We start from the raw sequence: 14589 nt of genomic DNA, 5'->3' as shown, positions 1-14589 counted from the left end.
TTAAGAAGTTTTAAATTTAAATACTGAATGCAAATTACAGTTACTTCTTTATGTAAGTAACTAACTCAATTTCTTCACTTTTACCGCGAAGTTTTTCTTTTCCCAATTCTTTTTTAGCAACTCCTTTTGGTAAAATATAGGCAATATCGGCAAATGGTTTTGATGCTAAAATTTCAACATCAAGCTCATTGCACATAGCCTGAATACGTGAGCTTGTATTTAAAACATCACCAGAAAAAGCAATATCACGCTTTATTTGTCCAATTTCACCAACCATCACAGTGCCATAGTGAAGGCCTACTTTAAATTCAGGCACAACGCCGTATTTTTTTAAATATTTGGGAGCTTTGTATTTTATGATTTTTTTCATGCTATAAAAACATTGGATTGCATTTCCTCGTTTTAGCCCCCACTTCATTTTCCATGAAACAACAACTTCATCACCTACATACTGATAAACTTCGCCTCGGGTTTGCACAATTGCTGGAGCAATATGCCTGAAGAAATCCTTCAGGAAGTTAAAGTATTTTTCTTCACCTAAACTTTCAGCAATTCCAGTTGCGTTTTTAATATCGGCAAACATAAAAATACGCCGTTCGTGCTTTGGTCTAAAATATCTTCCTATTAAATAATCTGGAAAGACTCCAGGCCCGTATTTATCATTCACCATCAAAACAATTAGTGTAACCAAAACGATAAAAAGCCAAATAATATAATTTTTAATGAAAAGCCACGAGCCAAAGAAATAAAAGGTTTCGTAAATTACTTCCCAATAATAAAAAGGGACACCCAAGTCTTCACTTGTTATGTATAGCGCACCAATGGAGCCAACTATTAGTGCCGTAAGTGTGTAAGCTATTATTAAATACAGAAGCGCTTTCCAGAAAACTAAGCGCCGTAGCCATTGTTCCATTAAATTTACCGTTATTATTCCACCAATAAGCCCTGCTGAAATTGCCACAATTAGGTTAGCCATAACTGCTGAATAAAAGTCGTAGCTGGAACTTAATACACCGTTGCTTTTCAAGGTGATAAATTCATAAAAAAACATAACGTTTGAAATAATGACCCAAGCCACCAAAATCCAAAATGCCCGCCGAGTATAAAACCATAGTTGGCGGTAGGTGTATCTTTCAAAATTCGGTTTTATAGCCATTAGCAGTTTTTATATTTATCATTAATTCCAACTCCCTGTTTTATGAGTTCTCTACATTTTTCGAGCCGGCTTTGTTGTGTTGCTTCACGTTTAGCTTCGCCAATATATTTTGTAAATTCCCTCTGTTTTCCGGGTGTTAAGCTATTAAAACTTTTCTGTAATTCTTTATCTTCAGCAAGCGCACTTTTGAAGATATTAGGAATTGGCACGTCTTTTTTAATTGCTTTTTTTAATTCTTTTCCTGCCGATGCATTTGCAATGGCTTCTTTGATATATTCCAAAACAAGATTGGAATCAATTTTATCTTCTTCTTCAAATCGCCATTGGCGCAATGCTTTTGTTACCCCTTCTTGTGCATTTATTAGTTTTTTGTGTCTGTCTTTCAAAAATACTCCTTGATGAAACCAAAGTGCCATGTGGTTTTTAAAATCTGCCATTGCTGCAACCATTTTACCGTCTAGCGTGTAGGTGGGTTTGCCCCATTTTACTTCTTCTTTTAGTTCTGTTTTTTGAAAAACAGCGCGAAGCTGTTGCAACTTTTCTTTCCACTTTGTTTGCTCAGCAATAAAAGCATCTACTTTTTGTGAATCGGTCATGTTATTCGTTTTCTTCCGAAGATACAATTTTTCCATTTTTTCCTTCAGGAAAAAATAATATTGATTTTTCATCAAGACCGATAAAACCAGATGCTTCACAAGTTATTTACTGAAAAGCAAATTATATTTATTGTTTATCAATAAATAATTATTTATATTCGTTTTATATTTCTAAATCAATTAATATGAAAACAAATGTTATAATGAAGATAATGAATATTATATTCTGGATAGTATTCATTGGTTTATGTATTAAAACTGGCGCGTTGCTCGTTTCTTTTTTTGTAACACTTTTTATAAATTCAAATGGTGCGGAAGATACTTATATGGGGCTGGACCTTTTAGATATATACAGTTTTAGCGTGGAGTATTACATTGGCGTGGCCAGCTTTTTAATTGCTATAACAGCAATGAAGGCTTACCTTGCCTATCTCGTGATAAAACTTTTTATGAAGTTCAATTTAAATTATCCCTTCAACGAAAAAACTGCTTTACTAATTACACAAATGAGCCATTTTGCTCTGAGCATTGGTGTTGTGGCTATAATTGCGGAAAATTATGGAAACAGTATAATGAGACAGGGAATTACGTTACAAATAGATTGGGGTGCGGAGCAATTCCTTTTTTTTGCGGGTATAATTTACATAATAGCATTGGTCTTTAAAAAGGGCGTAGAGATACAAAGCGAGAACGAACTAACAATTTAATTATGCCAATAGTTGTAAACTTAGACGTAATGATGGCAAAACGGAAAATGTCATTAAATGAGCTTTCAGAAAAAGTGGGATTAACGCTTTCTAATCTTTCCATTTTAAAAACTGGAAAAGCAAAAGCAGTTCGCTTTAGCACACTGGAAGCCATTTGCGAAGTATTGGAATGTCAGCCGGGAGATATTTTGGAATATGTTGATTGAGTTATGAGTGTAAATTCTATTAAAAATGAAATATTACAATTGGGTAATCCAATCTTACAATTCAGTTTGTTTTTTTCTGAAAAGATAAGCCAATATTTAACCTTTGAACTGAAAATAAAACCAACCAATCTATGAAAATTTCAGTCATTACTTTTTTTGCACTTTTTTTTCCTCTCATCATTTTTGCTCAAAACACAATAGCTGGTATAGTTACAGATAATAAAGGAACACCAATTATTGGAGCAAATGTATATATCGAGGGCTCTTATGAAGGAGCCTCTTCAGACGACAACGGTAAATTTTCTTTTGAAACTTCTGAAACTGGTACTCAAACCTTAACTATTTCCTTTGTTTCCTTTGAAGCGTTCAAACTGACCGATGACGTTTCGAAAATGAAAAACCTAAAAATTGTTCTCCGAGACGATGTTAATTCTTTGGAAACTGTAACCATTTCTGCGGGTTCATTTTCCGCAGGCGACAACAGTAAGATTTCTGTTTTAAAACCTTTGGATATTGTGACAACAGCAAGTGCATTGGGCGATTTTGTGGGTGCGTTGCAAACGCTACCCGGCACCACAACTGTTGCCGAAGATGGTCGTCTTTTTGTTCGTGGCGGCGATGCTGGTGAAACACAGATTTTTATTGACGGTATTCGTGTTTTTACGCCCTACAGTCCAACAACCGATAACATTCCGACTCGAGGAAGATACAGTCCGTTTCTTTTTGATGGAATTACTTTTTCAACTGGTGGGTATTCAGCAGAATACGGGCAGGCACTTTCCTCTGTTTTACTATTGAATACAATTGATGAACCCACACAGGAAAAGACCGATATTGCTATTATGAGCGTTGGTGGTGGCTTAGGGCATACTGAAAAGTGGGAAAAAAGCTCGTTGAGTTTAAATGCTTCTTACATAAATCTTGCGCCATATATTGCAATCCTTCCAGATAGAAATGATTGGCAAAAACCTTTTGAAACAGCTTCAGGTGAAGCGGTTTTTAGACAGAAAATAGGGGATGGGTTGTTGAAAGTTTACGGAGCTTTTGATACTTCCAACTTTGCGCTTACGCAGGAGGATGTTAACCAGCCCGACGGAGTTCGTTTTAAATTGAACAATCAAAATTTTTACACCAATGCCAGTTTCAGTGAAATGCTAAAAAATGATTGGACCATTTTCGCTGGTGGAAGTTATACTTACGGAAACACAAAAGTGGGTATTGATGAATCGGATATTAAAGATGTGGAAAATTCTGCACATTTTAAGTTGAAGTTGAAAAAACGTTTCAGCAATCGGTTTAAACTGAATTTTGGTGCAGAACAATTCGTGACCGATTTTAATGAAAATTATGATGAACCCAATTTTGCGGCGAAGCTTGGTTTCAACAATAATATTTCAGCAGCCTTTATGGAGGCTGATATTATTTTTTCTCGAAAACTTGCATTAAAACTTGGCGTTCGTGGAGAATACAGCAAAATGTTTAAAGAGTTTACGGTTTCGCCCAGAGCTTCCTTCGCTTATAAAACTGGGAAGAACAGTCAGCTTTCTTTGGCTTATGGCGATTTCTTTCAGCAACCGGAAAATGAAGTTTTGAAATTCACGAATAATTTGGAAGCACAGCACACACAACATTATATAATGAATTATCAATATTCCGCTAATAACCGAATTTTTCGTGCGGAAGTTTATAGAAAACAATACAGCAATCTAGTGACTTATAATGAAGCAATGCCCGATGTGAATAGCATATTTGATAATAGCGGTGATGGGTATGCGCAAGGATTGGATATATTTTGGCGCGATAATGAAACCCTTAAGAATATAGATTATTGGGTAAGTTATTCCTATTTGGATACGGAGCGGAAATATAAAAACTTCCCGATTGAAGCCACCCCGAGCTTCGCGAACACTCACAATCTTTCTGTTGTCGCAAAATACTGGATCAACGATTGGAAAAGCCAGATTGGCTTCAGCTATCAGTACGGCAGTGGGAGAACGTATACAGATTTAAATGAACCAGGGTTTCTTCAGAAAAAAACAAAAGGGTATAACAGTGTGAGTTTGAATTGGGCGTATTTACTATCACAACAAAAGATTCTCTATTTTTCAATAAACAATGCTTTCGCCTTTAAAAATGTGAACGGATATCAATATGCAAATACACCAGATTCTAATGGAAATTTTGCAAGGAGAGAATTAAGACCAGCAGCAGATCAGTTCTTTTTTGTAGGTTTCTTTTGGACCATTAGCGATGATAAAAAGGATAACCAACTTGATAATTTATAATAATTACATTTCAGTCATTAAATTCAACAATTGGGTATTTTCCATTTTTGAAAAGGCTGATTTTTAAAGAAATTTGAATTCATTAATAACCAATTAAAAAAACTACCATGCAAAACGTAATCACTTATTTAACGCTGTTTTTTACAGCTTTGGTAATGCAAGCCCAAACCGAAACAACTGGAACTGCGAATGCAACACCTACAAAATATCAGCAAGGAATGAATAAGGCTTTTCAATTGTGGCAGGAAGATAAATCTTGGGATGCTGCAAACGTCTTTGAAAGAATTGCAACTGCAGAACCCGATAATTGGCTGCCACCGTATTATGTTGCCCAAATAAATGTAATCAACAGTTTTACAGAAAAAGATCCAGCAAAATTAAAAGCACAATTAGACAAAGCACAGAATTTCATTAATGATGCCACTGCTATTTCCAAAGACAATCCAGATTTATTGGTTTTGCAAGCGCAATTATATACAGCGTGGATAGTTTTTGACGGCCAACAATATGGAATGACCTACTCCGCAAAAGCGTCTGAGCTTTATAATAAAGCCTTAGCGCTAGCTCCCGATAATCCACGGATTATTTTAGCAAAGGCAGAATGGGATATGGGCGGCGCAAAATATTTTGGACAATCCATTGAGCCCTATTGCAAAGACATACAACGAGCCATAGATCTTTTTGCTACCTTTAAACCTGTAGGTGAATTTTACCCAACGTATGGCGAAGAGCGTGCGAAACAAATTCAGGCGGAAAGCTGTAAATAATTAAAATAATCTCAATGCGTATTTTAAAAGACCTCGGTAAAGCTTTTTTTGTTGGAACGCTGGTATTCATTATTATAGGGATTATTGAATACATTAATGGCCATACCTATAGCAGCGGTAAGGAATTGCTTATCGGCTTCTTATACAATCAAATGTATTCCGTGGTTCTTTATATTGTAAACGCACAATATTTTGGGTTTTTACTGAAACAATTTCCCAACCAGGTTTTTAAGATAAGAAACCTTTTTAGAGGAGTTTTGGGAGGAATTTCAATTACGCTTTTAAGTCTTTTTTTACTACGGGTTTTTACTGAGGTCGTTATTGATGGAAGGAAGTTTTCGGAATTCATTTCAGCGGAACTAATTCGATATTATTATATTTCCTTCGTCATATCAGTAGTTGTTACTGGTATTTTTTATGTAGCCTATTACTATAGGAACAAGCAGGAAAAAAGAGTTACTGAACAGAAAATAATTGCAGGAACGGCTTCAGCAAAATTTGATGCCTTAAAAAACCAGCTTGATCCGCATTTTCTTTTTAATAGCTTGAACGTCCTTACCAGTCTGATTGAAGAAAACCCAGAAGCTGCAACACGTTTCACAACATCACTTTCAAAAGTATATCGTTATGTTTTGGAACAAAAAAGCAAGGAATTGGTTACGTTGGAAGAGGAATTGAAATTTGCCAAATTATATATGTCTTTATTGGCAGTTCGTTTTGAAGACAGCATTGTTTTTACTTCACCTTCAAAATTAGAGAACCCACAGGCGAAAGTAGTTCCGTTGTCGCTTCAACTTTTATTGGAAAATGCAGTGAAACACAATCAAGTAATGCCTTCCAAGAAACTTTATATAACTATTTCTGAAGAAAACGGAAATCTGGTTGTAACCAATAATAGCCAACCAAAACAGGTTTTAAAAGAAAGTACGGGCGTAGGGCTGCGAAACATTCGCGATAGGTATTCGTTTTTAACAAAGCGTCCTGTAATTATTAATGAGAACGCAAAAGAATTCAGTATTGCGATTCCTATTTTGGGAGAAAATATTCAAATAATGAATACGCCAGATACATTTATTTCAGAAAAAAAATATAAGCTTGCCCAAAAGCGGGTTGAGAAACTGAAGGGTTTTTACATTCACTTGGTGATTTATATACTTTTTGCCCCTGTTTTTATTTACTTAAATTACATTTCACAAGCAGGCTTTCCATGGGCGCTCTTTCCTATTGTAGGTTGGGGTATTGGTGTTATGGGTCACGCTGCTGAAACCTTTAACTACAATCCTTTCTTCGGAAAAAATTGGGAAGAGCGAAAAATACGTGAGTTAATGGATAAGGACGAATAAATTACGGTTCATCCTATAAATACTACGATTGGGAATGATCTATTTTATTTTGGTCTTCAGCTGCTTTACTTTTATACTATTATTTAAAACAACTATTATGGAAATTGAAAATAATAAAGACAGTAAATATTTTAAAGCGAAAAGACGTGTTGCCGAAATAAAGAAATTTTACAGCAGTTTAATGTTTTATGTCATCTTTATTGCTGCGCTGGCAGGATTGAACTATTATGTGAATGAACTGCGTCATCCTTGGTTTTTATGGGCGGCATTTGGATGGGGAATTGGCATTTTCTTTCAGGCAATAAAAGTATTTCAATGGACACCTTTTATAGGGAAAGATTGGGAAGATAGAAAAATGAAGCAATTTATGGAAGAAGAAGAAAGAAACAACAACAATCCGAACTAAAAATGAATTATTCTGAAAGCATAAAACTGAGAAAAGCTCAAAAAAAAATAGAGATACTAAAAGGATTATATAAGCATTTGCTTGTTTATGTTGTTGTGAACATTGCCCTATTTATTGTAAGAAGCCACATGTTGGAATTTTTCAAGAACGAATCACCAGATAAAAATTTCATAGAATGGATAGATTGGAATATTCTAATAGTTCCTATTTTTTGGGGTATTGGCCTACTATTTCACGCATCGAAAACTTTTCAATACAAATTGAAGTTTATAAAGAATTGGGAAGAAAAACAAATGGAAAAATTTCTTAAATAAAAAATTGAAATGGAAGCCAAAAGCAGCATCGCTTATTTAAGAGCAAAGAAAAAAGTGGAAACACTGAAAGGTTTTTACAGCCACTTTACCGTATATATCCTTGTGAACACTGGAATAATACTTGTTTCAGCAAATGTTTTTAATGATAAACCAATAGATTTTGCAGATTGGGGCAATTATGTTACCGCGTTTTTCTGGGGCTTTGGCATAGTGTTTCACGCGCTTTATGTTTTTTATGTAATGAATATTGAAAACAATATTTTTAAACGCTGGGAAGAAAAAAAAATAAAACAGTTTTTAGAAGAAGACTAATTGCAAAATATAAATACAAAGTTGAAAAAAATTAATTCAACCATCAACCATCAACCATCAGTTAACAGATGAACGTACTAATCATTGAAGACGAAAAACCATCTGCTCGCTACCTTCAGCGTATGCTTGAAAAGCAGGATGTAAACGTAAGCCAAATGCTTCACAGTGTGGAAGAAGCGGTAAATTGGTTCCAAAACAATCCACATCCAGATCTTATTTTTTTAGACATTCAGCTGAGCGATGGGCTTTCCTTTGAAATTTTTGATGCGGTTGAAGTGAACAGCGCCATCATTTTCACAACTGCTTTTGACGAATATGCATTGCAGGCCTTCAAATTGAACAGTATAGATTATCTGCTGAAACCTATTGACGAAGAAGAGTTGCAAGCCGCCGTTAAAAAGTATAAATCATTAAAACCAGCAGCCCAAAACGTACAATTCAATTTTGAGGATATTAAAAAATTGCTTGTAAATTCTGTGGAACGTGAATACAAAAAACGTTTTATTACAAAAATTGGACAGCACATAAAAATGATTTCTGTAGATGAAATTGAATGTTTCTATTCTGAAAATAAAGGAACATACGCACACACAGAGGATGGTCGCGATTATCTTTTGGAAACGACTTTAGAACAGTTAGAGCAGGAACTTTCGCCAGAAACCTTTTTTAGAATTAGCCGAAAATTCTATATTAATATTAATTCCATAAAAGACATAATTTCCTATACCAATTCGCGGCTTCAGTTAAAACTGAACAGTTATAAAGATCAAGAAGTAATTGTTGCCCGGGAGCGTGTGAAGGATTTTAAACTTTGGTTGGAATAATGCTATTTTTTCTTTCTATCAATTTGTATTCTATTTTCCTGAAATGAAGAAGGCAAAAGCTTTGGAATAAATTTCACTAATAGGGGTAAAAGCACGGTTCCGCCAGGCAAGAGAAATATGGTGAGTGACGGAATGCTTTTACATATATCTAATAACTGCTCCTTTACCTTTGTTTTTTCATCCGGAGAAAGATCCCGAACTGTAGATTGTCCTAATAGTACCATTAATTCGCCACTTTCTTCCAACTCCCGCGCCAACCGGTCTTTGTTGCGAATAATCAATAATTTTACAGTGGATGAAGATTGCTTATAAAATTGCTTCACCGGATGTGAATATTCAAAAAGAAGAATTTTTTTTGTGTATTTTTCTGAAAAAATATCTAGCCCTTGAAGGCTGTTTCTTAGCTCTTCTTGAGTGAAATCTAGCGTAACCAACATTTGCTGTAAAAACTGATGCTCGGTTTCGTCAAGCTTTAAGTCTTCCCAAACCGTGAGGCAACAAAGATCTAGCATATATCTTTTTTCAAGCGAATCTTCGCTGTTGTTCAAATAGTTTATGCTTTCCAAAAAAGTAGCTCCCCCGCCATTGGCATCATCAATTATATATCCCGATGAAGTTTCAAATAATTCAATTAAAAGCTTGTCGTATTTAGACTTTTTCTTTTTTGACTTTAGGGTATAAAAACAACCCGTTAGCACAACTGTTTCAAGTTGTTTGTAATAGTTTTTGGCGATAGTTGGATCATCCTGCCATTGTTTATAAGCTAAAACGTCCAAAAACAGCAAAGCATGTGTAAGCAGGGAAACGGTATTTTTCTTTAATAAAGTATTTGCATCCTGCAATCGTGTGGAAAGTGTATACTCCAAATTATTTGCAGGACTTTGCGAAAGTGAAAATCTTTGAAAGAAACCCGCCTTTCTTTTTTCCAGTTGTTGGTAAAAAGAAAGGATGTCTGCAATAGCTTCTTCATTTGTTCCATTTAAATTTTTTTTATAAAACTGAAAAAGCAAAGCGTGGAACAGATTTACTTTTGTGTATTCCTCTTCAGTTAGTTTTAGGCTTCCGAGTGTTTTATTTGGAACTGCCGCAACTGAAACTCCATATATAAAACCAGTTTGTTTAAGTGCCTCATAAAATATGGAGCTATTTTCAAACGGGTCTATAAGGTCCTTTCGTTCAAAATGGTTTAAAAATTTTAAAATCCAATCGGGCGCAGAAGGGTTCATTGTATTTTTTATAATTATTTTAGGGCGCTCAAACAGTGATTTTTCACGTTAACAAAAGATTAACGAGCTTTTAAAAACCATAAGTTACATTTAAGCGTAAGTATAAGCGAACAAGTAAAAATAAATAATAAAAACCAACAAAAAAGATGAAAAAATCAAAATTTTTTGCAGTAATCGGTGGACTAGGCATAGCCGCACTATCGGTATTTTTAATCTCCGCAGATCACATTGATGCGCCCGCGGTTGCAGGCACCACTGCGGATATTACAGACTTTTACGCCTTTCAAGGTGAGAACAACAGCAACTTTGTATTTGCTGCTAATGTTCAAGGGTTATTGGCTCCTGGACAATCAACAACACAAGCTGTGTTTGATGAAACAGTGTTAGTGGAAATTAATATAGACACGGATAATGATCTTAAGGAAGACCTAGTAATTCAAGCTATAAAGCGTGGAGATTCTATGTACTTCTTTGGACCAACTGCTCCTGCTATGCAAGGTTTGGAGAGCACTATTGCAACTTCAGCACGAAGAAGTGTAAAAATCTCTACTAAAGATGATGTTCAAATTGCTGAAAAAGACGGAATGAAGTTTTTTGCAGGACCACGTGAAGATCCTTTCTTCTTTGACTTTAACCAATACAACGCAGTATTGGCTGGCACAGCAACAAGTTTTAACAATCCTGGCGCCGATACCTTTGCTGGAACAAACGTACTAAGTATTGTTGTTGAGGTTCCTAAATCTATGATTCCTGGTGGAGTTGCAGGTGTAAATCCTTTTGCTCCTAATACACCTATCTATAATGTATGGGTTGAAGCCAAAAGAAAAATATAATAATTGCTAACCTTGAAAAAATTTAAAAAGATGAAAACATTAAAATATATAACCCTTTTTGCTGCAATATCAACATCATTATTGTTTGTGCAGTGTAAAGATGACGATGATAACGTAATAGTACAGGAAACTTGTACTGATGGAATTATGAACGGTGATGAAACCGGAGTTGACTGCGGTGGAACTGCTTGTGAGCCTTGTGGGCTAGTTCTTGACTTTAGCGGAACTTACAGACAGGAAGACCAAATGGGGCGTCCAGGTATAAATACCGTTTTTGGTAGTACAGGATTTAAAGATGCTTTTAACGTTACGGTACCTTCCGAAATGCAAGTTGCTTTTCAAACAAAGTTTCAAGATAAATTGCTTGCGTTAAATGCAGGATATACAACTAATGCACTCGGTCTTGATGCTGCAACTTTTACCACTGTACTTTCTAACGATGTATTATGGTTAGGTAAAACAGGCATCACTACTTACTTTAACGGTACAGAGATTTTGACTGGTAGAGCTTTGAGTGATGATGTGATAGATGTATCATTATTATTAGTATTCGGTGGGCCAATGGGTGATGAAAATCCAGGCTTGACCAGTGATGGTGTGCCAACAAACGATGTTGCTTTTTCTAGTAGCTTCCCATATTTGGCTGGACCGTTTTAATGAAAGCTGTTTAAATCCAGAAAAGAGAACCATCTGTGTTCTCTTTTTTGGTTTAAATACTTTTTTAAAATACAACTAACAAAAATAAATTTACAATGAAAAAAATAATAACAATACTCACAATAGTAGTTCTTTGTGGGTGTCAAGAAAAGCCAAAAGGTGTAACTGATAATAAGGATTATGATCAATATTTAGCTACTAATAAAACACCTGGAAATGATGCAATCCATAAAGATTTAGAGTTTTGGCAGGCACGGTTTAATAATGATTCAACCCATTTAATGGAGATGAGTCGTCTATCTGGAATACATGCAGCCCTTTTTGGAAGCACAGGAGATATTTCAGAATTGAAAACTTCTGAAATGCTAATTAGAAAGTCGCATGATGTTTCTGCTAGAAATAAGGATTCTTATTTACGCAGTTTGGCACACAATTATATTTCGCAACATCGTTTTAAAGAAGCTCAAGTTTTGTTGGATAGTGCATATACCTATCCCGATAACCACAAAGAAACTGAAATGATGCTCTTTGATGTAGCGATGGAATTAGGCGAGTACAACAGAGCTGATACACTTTTAGGAAGCATAAAAGACCCGAAAGATTTCAATTATTTAATTCGATTGGCAAAATGGAGCGACCATAATGGAAACCTTGATGCTGCCATAAAATATATGGAACAGGCAAAACAAATTGCAGAAGAACGCGATAGTAAAGGCCTAAAATTATGGGTTTACAGCAATATTGGTGATTTTTACGGTCATGCAGGAAGAATTAAGGATTCATACGATAGTTATTTAAAAACGTTGGCTATTGAACCAGATAATCATTATGTAAAAAAACAACTAGCTTGGATGGTTTATTCATCTGAAAAGAACACCAAAGAAGCAAACCGTATTTTGGATTCTGTAATGGTAAATCATAAAGCACCGGATTATTATCTTTTTAAAGGCGAAATGGCGGAATTTGAAGGAAACACTTCCGAAGCAAAGAAACAATACGATAAGTTTTTAAGTGCAACCGATAATCCAAGTTACGGAGGAATGTATAATACCTATCTTATAAATCTTTATGCTGAAACTGATCCAGAAAAAGCATTAAAGTTAGCAGCCAAGGAAATAACCAATCGCGCCACTCCTGAAACGTATCAATTGTTGGCTTATTCCCAATTGAAATCTGGAGATAAGGAAAGTGCTCTTAAAACGATTGAAGAATATGTGGAAGGTAAAACTTCGGAACCTAAAGCACTTTTCCATTCCACTTTAATTTATAAAGCCAATGGAATGGAAGATAAAGTAGCATCACTAAAAGAAGAACTTATGGGCGCTTTTTATGAATTGGGACCATTAAAGGCAAAAGAAATTGAAAAATTATAAAAAATTGAAAACCAAGTCTTCAAATTTTCCGTAAGTATGGTTGAGGTTGGTTATCTATCAAGAAATTGATAGATTTTACAAAACCGGTTAATCCCGGTTTTTCAGAGTTTTTTTGTTAGTTGAAGCGCCCGCAAATTGTGGGCGCTTCGTATATATAACTATTTTGAATTTACTAACCCTTTAAGAATAAAAAAGCCTGTATTTGAATTGAGTACAGGCTTTTTTTATGAAAATGGTTTTTATTTAAATTGTAATCATTCCTAAAGTATACAGTTGAGATAGGGTAGGAGTTTCACTTCCGCCTTCAGGCTCAAGAGTTATTCCGAATGCTTCAGGGTCTGGGAAGTTTACGAACTTGTAAATTCCTTCACTCGTTTTATTTTCCACAGAAATTAGGCCTACACTAGTTGGTGTAAGCGGTTCCATTTTAAGAGACCACACTTGATATACTTTTCCGCGTGGAGGCGTGGGTAAGCCTTTAATGTCTATATAGGCTACATTGTCAGTTTTGTTCAAATATACTTTAGCAAATGCTTCTGGCGCAACAGCCTGGTTTCCGGGAAGTGTATATGACTGATAATTTTTTGATCTTAAAACTTCCAAGATCTCGTTGTTTTCAGCAAGCTGATTTTCAGCGTTGGTTTTATCTTCTTTTAAAATAATATTCTCGGTAGTAGTAACTTGAAGTGAATCGTTCAAATCATTCGTTTGTTTCAACATCCACATAATTCCGCCCATAAACAAAATTGCTGCAGCCCAACCTGTTATTGCTGGCCAGTTTAAACTTCTTACTTTGGAGTCATTTGTATCGGTAAGATTTCTTATTGAATTTAAAATATTAGTCCAAGTCATTGCCTGCAATGGGGGAGCAACGGTTTCGGCCAAATGCACTAACGATTCCTCGATAAGCTCTACTTCGCGCTTTACTTCAGGATAAGTTGCAATTGCTTTTTCTATCTCAAGTGCTTCCGCTGGTGGCAATGCACCACACACATACATCTCTAAATTTCCTGATGCTATAATTTCTTCGGGTTCCATATTGTTTTTATCCTAAGACCATTACCCGTAAATCATTGATACAGGTTCGGTTTCTTGTTTTTATTGTTCCTAATGGTATGTCCAATGTTTTCGATGCTTCCGCTTGCGTAAAGCCTTTAAAATACAGCAAGTCTATTATTTTAATACACGCTGGTTTAAGGGCATCTACAAACTTTTTTAAGCCTATCGCATTGGTCTTCTTATTTAAACTATCTGAGGATGATAGTATATCTACGAAGTTTGTGGTACTTAGGTTTTTTTTAGAATTTTTAAATGCTTTTGAACGGGTTTCATCGATAGCTGTATTTCTTGCAATGTTTAGCAGCCAAGTGAAAAAGCGACCTTTGTTGACGGAATAGGATGCAGCATTGTTCCACACTTTTATAAAAACGTCCTGTAATACTTCTTCTGCAGTACCTTCATCCAAAACGATACTATAAATAATACCGTATATAGCTTCGCTGTACATAGTATATAAACGGGAGAATGCCTTTTCACTTCCGTTTTGCATCTCTAGAATGAGATCATTGGGTTGTTCCATAGAAC

The 14589-nt window shown here is 35.3% G+C and carries 17 protein-coding genes; 12 read left to right on the top strand and 5 right to left on the bottom strand.

The window, feature by feature from the left end; genetic code table 11:
- Nucleotides 1–40: 40 nt before the first annotated feature.
- Both AEQU1_RS10040 and AEQU1_RS10035 read right to left on the bottom strand, forming a co-directional pair.
- Nucleotides 41–1156 (bottom strand): adenylate/guanylate cyclase domain-containing protein, encoded by a 1116-nt coding sequence (locus AEQU1_RS10040; protein WP_111880829.1) that lies wholly within the window; start codon nt 1154–1156, stop codon nt 41–43.
- Nucleotides 1156–1788 (bottom strand): YdeI family protein, encoded by a 633-nt coding sequence (locus tag AEQU1_RS10035; protein ID WP_258455269.1) that lies wholly within the window; start codon nt 1786–1788, stop codon nt 1156–1158. The genes AEQU1_RS10040 and AEQU1_RS10035 overlap by 1 nt, the downstream gene beginning before the upstream one ends.
- Before the next feature lie 149 nt (nt 1789–1937).
- On the opposite strand from AEQU1_RS10035, the gene AEQU1_RS10030 reads away from it, so the two are divergent.
- From AEQU1_RS10030 to AEQU1_RS09990, 9 genes are all read left to right on the top strand, one after another.
- Nucleotides 1938–2459 (top strand): DUF2975 domain-containing protein, encoded by a 522-nt coding sequence (locus AEQU1_RS10030; RefSeq protein WP_111880827.1) that lies wholly within the window; start codon nt 1938–1940, stop codon nt 2457–2459.
- A gap of 2 nt (nt 2460–2461) precedes the next feature.
- Nucleotides 2462–2665: a helix-turn-helix transcriptional regulator gene (locus tag AEQU1_RS10025; protein WP_111880825.1), complete on the top strand. Its 204-nt coding sequence runs from the start codon at nt 2462–2464 to the stop codon at nt 2663–2665.
- Between the two features lie 131 nt (nt 2666–2796).
- Nucleotides 2797–4950 (top strand): TonB-dependent receptor, encoded by a 2154-nt coding sequence (locus tag AEQU1_RS10020; protein WP_111880824.1) that lies wholly within the window; start codon nt 2797–2799, stop codon nt 4948–4950.
- Between the two features lie 107 nt (nt 4951–5057).
- Complete coding sequence (locus AEQU1_RS10015; RefSeq protein ID WP_111880822.1) at nt 5058–5717, top strand: M48 family metallopeptidase; 660 nt, start codon at nt 5058–5060, stop codon at nt 5715–5717.
- 14 nt (nt 5718–5731) lie between these two features.
- Complete coding sequence (locus tag AEQU1_RS10010; protein WP_111880820.1) at nt 5732–7060, top strand: 2TM domain-containing protein; 1329 nt, start codon at nt 5732–5734, stop codon at nt 7058–7060.
- A 97-nt stretch (nt 7061–7157) separates the two neighbouring features.
- Nucleotides 7158–7466, top strand: coding sequence for a 2TM domain-containing protein (locus tag AEQU1_RS10005; protein ID WP_111880819.1), 309 nt, complete (start codon nt 7158–7160; stop codon nt 7464–7466).
- 2 nt (nt 7467–7468) lie between these two features.
- Nucleotides 7469–7780: a 2TM domain-containing protein gene (locus AEQU1_RS10000; protein ID WP_111880817.1), complete on the top strand. Its 312-nt coding sequence runs from the start codon at nt 7469–7471 to the stop codon at nt 7778–7780.
- 9 nt (nt 7781–7789) lie between these two features.
- Entirely contained in the window at nt 7790–8092 is a 303-nt protein-coding gene (locus tag AEQU1_RS09995) for a 2TM domain-containing protein (RefSeq protein WP_111880816.1), read from the top strand.
- A 68-nt stretch (nt 8093–8160) separates the two neighbouring features.
- Complete coding sequence (locus AEQU1_RS09990; protein ID WP_111880815.1) at nt 8161–8916, top strand: LytTR family DNA-binding domain-containing protein; 756 nt, start codon at nt 8161–8163, stop codon at nt 8914–8916.
- A 2-nt stretch (nt 8917–8918) separates the two neighbouring features.
- On the opposite strand, the gene AEQU1_RS09985 is transcribed toward AEQU1_RS09990, so the two are convergent.
- Nucleotides 8919–10142, bottom strand: a complete 1224-nt coding sequence (locus AEQU1_RS09985; protein WP_111880814.1) for an LETM1-related biofilm-associated protein — start codon at nt 10140–10142, stop codon at nt 8919–8921.
- 146 nt (nt 10143–10288) lie between these two features.
- On the opposite strand from AEQU1_RS09985, the gene AEQU1_RS09980 reads away from it, so the two are divergent.
- From AEQU1_RS09980 to AEQU1_RS09970, 3 genes are all read left to right on the top strand, one after another.
- Nucleotides 10289–10975 carry a DUF4331 family protein gene (locus tag AEQU1_RS09980; RefSeq protein WP_111880812.1) on the top strand — a complete coding sequence of 229 codons (687 nt, stop codon included), beginning with the start codon at nt 10289–10291 and terminating at the stop codon, nt 10973–10975.
- A 30-nt stretch (nt 10976–11005) separates the two neighbouring features.
- Nucleotides 11006–11632 (top strand): DUF4331 domain-containing protein, encoded by a 627-nt coding sequence (locus AEQU1_RS09975; RefSeq protein ID WP_258455268.1) that lies wholly within the window; start codon nt 11006–11008, stop codon nt 11630–11632.
- A gap of 95 nt (nt 11633–11727) precedes the next feature.
- Nucleotides 11728–13005, top strand: a complete 1278-nt coding sequence (locus AEQU1_RS09970; RefSeq protein WP_111880811.1) for a lipopolysaccharide assembly protein LapB — start codon at nt 11728–11730, stop codon at nt 13003–13005.
- 243 nt (nt 13006–13248) lie between these two features.
- Here the strand turns inward: AEQU1_RS09970 and AEQU1_RS09965 are convergent, their stop codons facing one another.
- Together AEQU1_RS09965 and AEQU1_RS09960 are read right to left on the bottom strand one after the other, a co-directional pair.
- Complete coding sequence (locus tag AEQU1_RS09965; RefSeq protein WP_111880810.1) at nt 13249–14043, bottom strand: anti-sigma factor domain-containing protein; 795 nt, start codon at nt 14041–14043, stop codon at nt 13249–13251.
- Between the two features lie 7 nt (nt 14044–14050).
- Nucleotides 14051–14584, bottom strand: a complete 534-nt coding sequence (locus tag AEQU1_RS09960) for an RNA polymerase sigma factor (RefSeq protein ID WP_111880808.1) — start codon at nt 14582–14584, stop codon at nt 14051–14053.
- Nucleotides 14585–14589: the final 5 nt, after the last annotated feature.

Source organism: Aequorivita sp. CIP111184, from assembly GCF_900489465.1.
GTDB lineage: Bacteria > Bacteroidota > Bacteroidia > Flavobacteriales > Flavobacteriaceae > Aequorivita.
Note: the sequence above shows the minus strand (reverse complement) of the source record. Positions and strands in the feature narration are given on the sequence as shown.

Coding starts and splice junctions, on each gene's coding strand:
- AEQU1_RS09975 (WP_258455268.1), top strand. CDS start 11,006: ATGAAAACATTAAAATATATAACCCTTTTTGCTGCAATATCAACATCA.
- AEQU1_RS10015 (WP_111880822.1), top strand. CDS start 5,058: ATGCAAAACGTAATCACTTATTTAACGCTGTTTTTTACAGCTTTGGTA.
- AEQU1_RS10000 (WP_111880817.1), top strand. CDS start 7,469: ATGAATTATTCTGAAAGCATAAAACTGAGAAAAGCTCAAAAAAAAATA.
- AEQU1_RS09995 (WP_111880816.1), top strand. CDS start 7,790: ATGGAAGCCAAAAGCAGCATCGCTTATTTAAGAGCAAAGAAAAAAGTG.
- AEQU1_RS10040 (WP_111880829.1), bottom strand. CDS start 1,156: ATGGCTATAAAACCGAATTTTGAAAGATACACCTACCGCCAACTATGG.
- AEQU1_RS09960 (WP_111880808.1), bottom strand. CDS start 14,584: ATGGAACAACCCAATGATCTCATTCTAGAGATGCAAAACGGAAGTGAA.
- AEQU1_RS09980 (WP_111880812.1), top strand. CDS start 10,289: ATGAAAAAATCAAAATTTTTTGCAGTAATCGGTGGACTAGGCATAGCC.
- AEQU1_RS09965 (WP_111880810.1), bottom strand. CDS start 14,043: ATGGAACCCGAAGAAATTATAGCATCAGGAAATTTAGAGATGTATGTG.
- AEQU1_RS09990 (WP_111880815.1), top strand. CDS start 8,161: ATGAACGTACTAATCATTGAAGACGAAAAACCATCTGCTCGCTACCTT.
- AEQU1_RS10035 (WP_258455269.1), bottom strand. CDS start 1,788: ATGGAAAAATTGTATCTTCGGAAGAAAACGAATAACATGACCGATTCA.
- AEQU1_RS10005 (WP_111880819.1), top strand. CDS start 7,158: ATGGAAATTGAAAATAATAAAGACAGTAAATATTTTAAAGCGAAAAGA.
- AEQU1_RS10030 (WP_111880827.1), top strand. CDS start 1,938: ATGAAAACAAATGTTATAATGAAGATAATGAATATTATATTCTGGATA.
- AEQU1_RS10025 (WP_111880825.1), top strand. CDS start 2,462: ATGCCAATAGTTGTAAACTTAGACGTAATGATGGCAAAACGGAAAATG.
- AEQU1_RS10010 (WP_111880820.1), top strand. CDS start 5,732: ATGCGTATTTTAAAAGACCTCGGTAAAGCTTTTTTTGTTGGAACGCTG.
- AEQU1_RS09985 (WP_111880814.1), bottom strand. CDS start 10,142: ATGAACCCTTCTGCGCCCGATTGGATTTTAAAATTTTTAAACCATTTT.
- AEQU1_RS10020 (WP_111880824.1), top strand. CDS start 2,797: ATGAAAATTTCAGTCATTACTTTTTTTGCACTTTTTTTTCCTCTCATC.
- AEQU1_RS09970 (WP_111880811.1), top strand. CDS start 11,728: ATGAAAAAAATAATAACAATACTCACAATAGTAGTTCTTTGTGGGTGT.